This window comes from Echinicola sediminis, assembly GCF_054777495.1.
In genome coordinates, this window is sequence record NZ_BAAHAP010000168.1 from 1 (window position 1) to 5,705 (window position 5,705).

Consider the following 5,705-nt stretch of genomic DNA (forward strand, 5'->3'; position numbering starts at 1 on the left):
GGCCCCAAGACGGTGAGCAATTTTTAATCATATTTGAATAAATACAGGTAGACTTGATTACTTATCAAAGTGTATTTTTATACCTAATCAGTACAGTCCCTTACCTCTTTTTCACCTTTAAAATTCAATTGACATGCAAACCACGACATCATCACTCCACATTATCCAAGAAAAAATTCTTCAGGAATTTACCAGCTCCATACGGGGAAAAGTCATTACCCTTGGCCACGAGGAATACGAAAGCAGCAGACAGGTGTACAATGCCATGATCGACAAGCATCCCGCCATGATCGTCAAATGCCGGGATGTGGCCGATATTATCAGTACCATCCATTTTGCTCGGGAACAATCTCTCGATACCGCCATCCGTGGGGGAGGACACAATGCCGGAGGCCTGGGTGTGGTGGAAAATGGTTTGGTCATAGACCTGTCCCTGATGAAAGGCATCAGGATAGATCCCCTTAAAAACACCGTCCGCGCTGAAGCCGGATGCCTTCTGGGGGATATCGACCATGCCACACAGCACTTCAGAAAAGCTGTTCCTACAGGAATCCTTTCCACTACCGGAATCTCGGGACTTACACTGGGAGGAGGGATAGGGCATCTTTCCAGGGCCTATGGACTGAGTATCGACAATTTGATTGAAGCCGATGTTGTTTTGGCAGACGGCACCCTGGTAACGGCCAGTGAAGTCAGCCATCCCGATCTCTTCTGGGCCATTCGCGGCGGAGGCGGCAATTTCGGGGTGATCACCTCCTTTCTTTTCCAGCTTCATGAAGCCGGGACCGTCAACGCAGGACCGATGCTCTGGCATTTGGAGGATGCGGAAGTGATTATGCCGGCCTATAGGGATTTCATTCTCTCTGCCGCCAACAACAACTATTGCTACTTTGCCTTCTTGACAGTTCCTCCGGTTCCCATGTTTCCTGAACACCTTCATTTGAAAAAAATGTGCGGCATGGTCTGGTGCAATCTAGGGGAACAAGCTAACTCCGACAAGGCTACCAATAAATTCAGGGAATTAAAAACTCCCGCATTTGAACACGTTGGACCGATGCCTTATGCCAATCTTCAGTCGGTTTTTGATGCCTTGTATCCCAAAGGCCTCCAATGGTACTGGAAAGCAGACTTCCTTAACGAACTGAGCGATGAGGCGATTGCGAAAAACATCCAACATGCCCACTTGCTTCCAACCCCACACTCCACTGTCCATTTCTACCCCATCAATGGTGCTTGCCATAAAAAGTCCGATCAGGATACCGCTTGGGGCTATAGGAATGCCAATTGGGCCCAGGTAATCGTAGGGGTGGATCCTGATCCTGCGAATAAAGGTAAAATCAGCACTTGGGCCAAAAACTACTGGGATGCCATCCATCCCTATTCCGCAGGCGGAGCCTATGTCAATTTTATGATGGAAGAAGGCGAGGACAGGGTGAAAGCCTCCTACGGTCAAAATTATGAAAGGCTGGTGGCCATCAAAACAAAGTATGATCCCAATAATTTCTTCCATGTCAACCAAAATATCAAACCCAATGGCCGATAGTGCCCATAGGAAAGAGGCACGATAAAAAAATAAGCTGGGAGGAAACCAGTGACCTTGCACAAATCAACCAGATGACCTCTATGAAAATGATGCAGAAAATAGCGATCATCCTCTTGCTCATTATTTCTTTGGCCTGTAGCAAATCCAGGGAAAGGAAGATGGAACGGTTGATGTCCGCCCCTCCCAACATCACCATTTGTGCGATCAGCAACTTGGTATCTGATAGTGAGTGGTACAATGCCACCAATAAGGCCCCGCTATTTGATGGAATGGAGGTTTTGCACTTTCCCATCAGTACGACCGATACCTTGGCACAGAAATACTTCAATCAGGCTTTGGTGCTTTCCTATGCCTTCAATCACGCTGAGGCTGCCCGTTCCTTTTACTACGCCTCCAAACTTGATCCCGAATGTGCCATGGCTTACTGGGGCTATGCTTATGTGCTCGGTCCGAATTACAATGCCGGCATGGAAGCAGACAATTATGAAAGGGCCTATGAAGCAGCACAGAAAGCCCTTGAGCTGTCTGCAAAGGTCAGCCCCAAAGAAAAAGCCCTGATCAATGCCTTGGTCCAGCGCTATACAAAGGAAGCTCCTGAAGACCGTGCGGAGCTGGACAGGGCCTATTCCAATGCGATGAAGAAAGTACACGAGCAATTCCCCGAGGATGCTGACATTGCGGCACTGTATGCCGAATCACTGATGGACCAGCATCCTTGGGACTTATGGGACAAAGAAGGCCAGCCCAAGCCCTGGACCCCGGAAATTCTAGGAGCCCTGGAGCAGGTATTCCAAATAGCTCCCAAGCACCCCGGAGCACATCATTTTTATATCCATGCGGTAGAAGCCTCCTTTACCCCTGAGCTTGCCAATAGCAGTGCCGAAGCCTTTGACAATGATCTTGTTCCTCATGCAGGCCACCTGCTCCACATGCCCTCCCATGTTTATATCCGCACCGGGGAATACCACAAAGGCACACTGGCCAATATCCGAGCGGTGGAAGCTGACAGTATTTATACCACCACCTGCCATGCACAGGGAGCTTATCCTTTGGCCTATTTCCCGCACAACTATCATTTTATGGCTGCTACAGCCACATTGGAAGGAAACAGCAGATGGGCCTTGGAAGGGGCTGAAAAATTGGCCGAAAACACCAATAAACTGGTCATGAGGGAACCTGGCTGGGGCACCTTGCAGCACTACTATACCATCCCCTACTATGTTTATGTCAAGTTTGGAAAATGGGATAAAATATTGGAAATGAACACGGCGGACGCTCCACTTCCTTATCCTGAGGCAATCCAAGCCTATGCCAGAGGGATGGCCCAATTGGGGAAAGGCCATCTTCCAGAGGCCAAAATGGAGTTGGAAAAGCTGGAGGCATTTGCCGCTGACACCTCCTTCAGGGAGTTGACCATCTGGGACATCAACTCTGTCTATGAACTTTTGCAAATCGCCCAAAGGGTGTTAAAGGCGGAAATTATGGCGAACGAAGCCGATTATTCCTCCAGCATTGCCCTCCTCCGAGAAGCGGTAGCCATCGAAGACCAGCTAAATTATAATGAACCGCCGGATTGGTTTTTCTCCGTCCGCCACCATCTGGGAGCGGTACAGCTTGCCAGTGGGCAGTTTCAAGAAGCCATCGCCACTTACCAAGAGGACCTTAAAAACTTCCCGAAAAACGGATGGGCGCTCCATGGACTCAAGACAGCTTACGAGCATACCGCTAATTCAGCGGCCTTAGAAAAAGTAAACAAGGCCCTGCAAGAAGCGTGGAAACATGCGGATGTAAAACTGGAAGGCTCCCGGATCAGCCAATAGTCCTTCCTTATTTTTGGGAAATAATGATGCAGGGCAAGATAGCAAGGTGATCTAAGCTAGCAAAGCCTAGGCTTCCATAGCATTGGCGGAATCCTTTAAATGGAACAGACTGTCCTGCCAGTTCCGCAGAACGTTTATTGGGCGAAGGGATGGATTACTCAAATTTCTACTTTTCGCCTCAAAAAAACGACAGGCTTTCCTCGATCAATGCGGATCATATTAGGAGATTTTAAGCCCAATCGCTACGATTTCATGGCTAAAATTCCGTATATTATATCTCAAACACCCACTGATTTACAAGAGGTTATCGTTCCATTTATGTCCTGCAGCCATGAGAAAGCTTTACATCATTTATTCACTTCTTTTGACAATGATCGTATGCTGCACCTCAGAACATAAGGACATTGAGGTTTTCAGCACTGAGCTTGGGATTGAAAAAATGGAAGCCCTGAACGGATTAATAGCCTCTTTTGATCAATTTTTATTGGCCAAATACCCCGAATTGCCCCGCCTATCGGAAAAATCAACACAGTTTCTACTTGACGTCTATCGAAACAAAGCCATCAGTTTAAAGGAAATCCCTGATATAGAAAGGGTACTTTATAAGATGGAATCCAGTGGATTGAGAAAGGACATCTACATCTACGAGTCAGAAAAAGATTCTTATCCCGGATACCCTGTGGACCAGCTCATCCCTATCGAATACCCTGAGGAGTCAATGCTGCTAAGTGCGAGCCAACAAACCATTTCGCTTTTCCCTGTTTTTTTTGAAAACAGTCCGGCCAGGCCCAATAATGAGGATAGCTTGCTTAGCCTGAAATTCAACCGGAAAGGTCTTTTCATGTATGCCTTGGCCAAGTCCAAACAGGAAGATGAAAAGTACATGGGCTATATCGAGACAAAATATAAAATCGGTGACATCCACCCCTCCCTACTCGCCTTAAAACACCTGAAGGAGCTTTCTGGCCAAGCCCCCACTTGGTTTGAAAGACTTCCCTTTATCATCGATATTTATTATAAAATGTTGCTCACACAGGAGAAGAGCGAGGACAAGCTGCTTTCCATGGCCTTTTAGCTTCCTAACATACATCAAAAAACAGGGAACATTTTGGAGGGAAAGTGGAGTGAACACCATTTCCCATTTGGTTCTGACCCTAATAATGCGCTACTTCGTATAGAAAATACAGGCAGGGATACCAGCGAACCAGGGCATGCTGCCTTTACTTAACTTCCTCCGCTGAAAAGAAGTCGAGTTGGTGTCCATGGAGAACAATCCAGCTAAACTGAAACGGTAAAACATCCTATTATGCTAAACTGGAACGACATTATTCAATTTGCCAACCATGGCAATCCTACTCCCGCCAAAAAGGTGGAAAAAACAGAGGAAGAATGGAAAGAACTCCTCACTGAAGAGCAATTTCAAATCACCCGCTTAAAGGGAACCGAGAGGGCTCATAGTTCTGAGATGTGCAGCCGTTTTGAACCGGGTAAATACGCATGTACCTGTTGCGAAACCCTATTGTTTGATTCGGGGGAAAAATTTGAAAGCGGTACAGGCTGGCCTTCCTTTACCCAGCCTCTAGCTGCCAATGCCGTTGCCTACCACAAGGACGTCAGCTTTGGCATGGTAAGGGTAGAAATCACCTGTAATACCTGCGAAGCCCATTTGGGCCATGTTTTTCCGGACGGTCCCCAGCCGAGCGGCCTTCGCTATTGTGTCAATGCTGTTTCTCTTAAGAAAGTAGAATAAACTCAAATGATGCTTAAAATAGGCTTTGGCGGTGGCTGCCATTGGTGTACAGAGGCCGTATTCCAATCCATCAAAGAAGTGGAGCAGGTCGATCAGGGATGGATTGCCTCAGCAGGAGACTTTGATGAATTTTCCGAAGCTGTTGTGGTCCATTTTGATCCCTTGCTCATCAGCCAGCATGAGTTGATTGAAGCCCATCTGCTCACCCACAGCTGTACCTCCTCCCACAGCATGCGGAAAAAGTACCGCTCCGCAGTTTACTTCTTCAGCAAAGAACAGCAGCTAGCAGCCGAAGAAAGTATAAAATCCCTTCAGGATAACTGGGAAGGTAAGATCATCACCAGGGTCCTGCCCTTTGTTAAATTTAAACCTAACAAGGAGGAATTCCTGAACTACTACCTTACCAGACCCGAAGCGCCCTTTTGTGTTCGTTACATTCGCCCCAAACTGGAGGCGATAAAGCAAAGCCAAGCCGACAAGATATCCGGATAATACCGTCTACTTATCTGTTACAGCCTGTTCAAAGCCATATTTCTCCACCACGCGTTGACATTCTACTTTTCCTTTTTCGGAGGCGTGATCATAATATGGG

5 protein-coding genes are annotated in these 5,705 nt (G+C 47.2%); all 5 read left to right on the forward strand.

What is annotated here, in order from left to right; all coding sequences use genetic code 11:
• Positions 1-133 precede the first annotated feature (133 nt).
• A complete protein-coding gene (locus ACYVAA_RS22025) occupies positions 134-1,543 on the forward strand; it encodes an FAD-binding oxidoreductase (protein WP_460546055.1) in 1,410 nt (469 codons plus the stop codon).
• On the forward strand, positions 1,543-3,363 hold the full coding sequence (locus ACYVAA_RS22030; protein ID WP_460546057.1) for a tetratricopeptide repeat protein: 1,821 nt from the start codon (positions 1,543-1,545) through the stop codon (positions 3,361-3,363). The genes ACYVAA_RS22025 and ACYVAA_RS22030 overlap by 1 nt, the downstream gene beginning before the upstream one ends.
• A gap of 331 nt (positions 3,364-3,694) precedes the next feature.
• Positions 3,695-4,438, forward strand: a complete 744-nt coding sequence (locus ACYVAA_RS22035; RefSeq protein ID WP_460546059.1) for a hypothetical protein — start codon at positions 3,695-3,697, stop codon at positions 4,436-4,438.
• 231 nt (positions 4,439-4,669) lie between these two features.
• The gene (msrB, locus tag ACYVAA_RS22040) at positions 4,670-5,113 is read left to right on the forward strand and encodes a peptide-methionine (R)-S-oxide reductase (protein ID WP_460546061.1); all 444 of its coding nucleotides are present in this window, start codon (positions 4,670-4,672) and stop codon (positions 5,111-5,113) included.
• A 6-nt stretch (positions 5,114-5,119) separates the two neighbouring features.
• Complete coding sequence (locus ACYVAA_RS22045; protein ID WP_460546064.1) at positions 5,120-5,605, forward strand: peptide-methionine (S)-S-oxide reductase; 486 nt, start codon at positions 5,120-5,122, stop codon at positions 5,603-5,605.
• Positions 5,606-5,705: the final 100 nt, after the last annotated feature.

Excerpts from the sequence above, each read along its gene's own strand:
- msrB (WP_460546061.1), top strand. The coding sequence starts at position 4,670 with ATGCTAAACTGGAACGACATTATTCAATTTGCCAACCATGGCAATCCT.
- ACYVAA_RS22035 (WP_460546059.1), top strand. The coding sequence starts at position 3,695 with ATGAGAAAGCTTTACATCATTTATTCACTTCTTTTGACAATGATCGTA.
- ACYVAA_RS22025 (WP_460546055.1), top strand. The coding sequence starts at position 134 with ATGCAAACCACGACATCATCACTCCACATTATCCAAGAAAAAATTCTT.
- ACYVAA_RS22045 (WP_460546064.1), top strand. The coding sequence starts at position 5,120 with ATGATGCTTAAAATAGGCTTTGGCGGTGGCTGCCATTGGTGTACAGAG.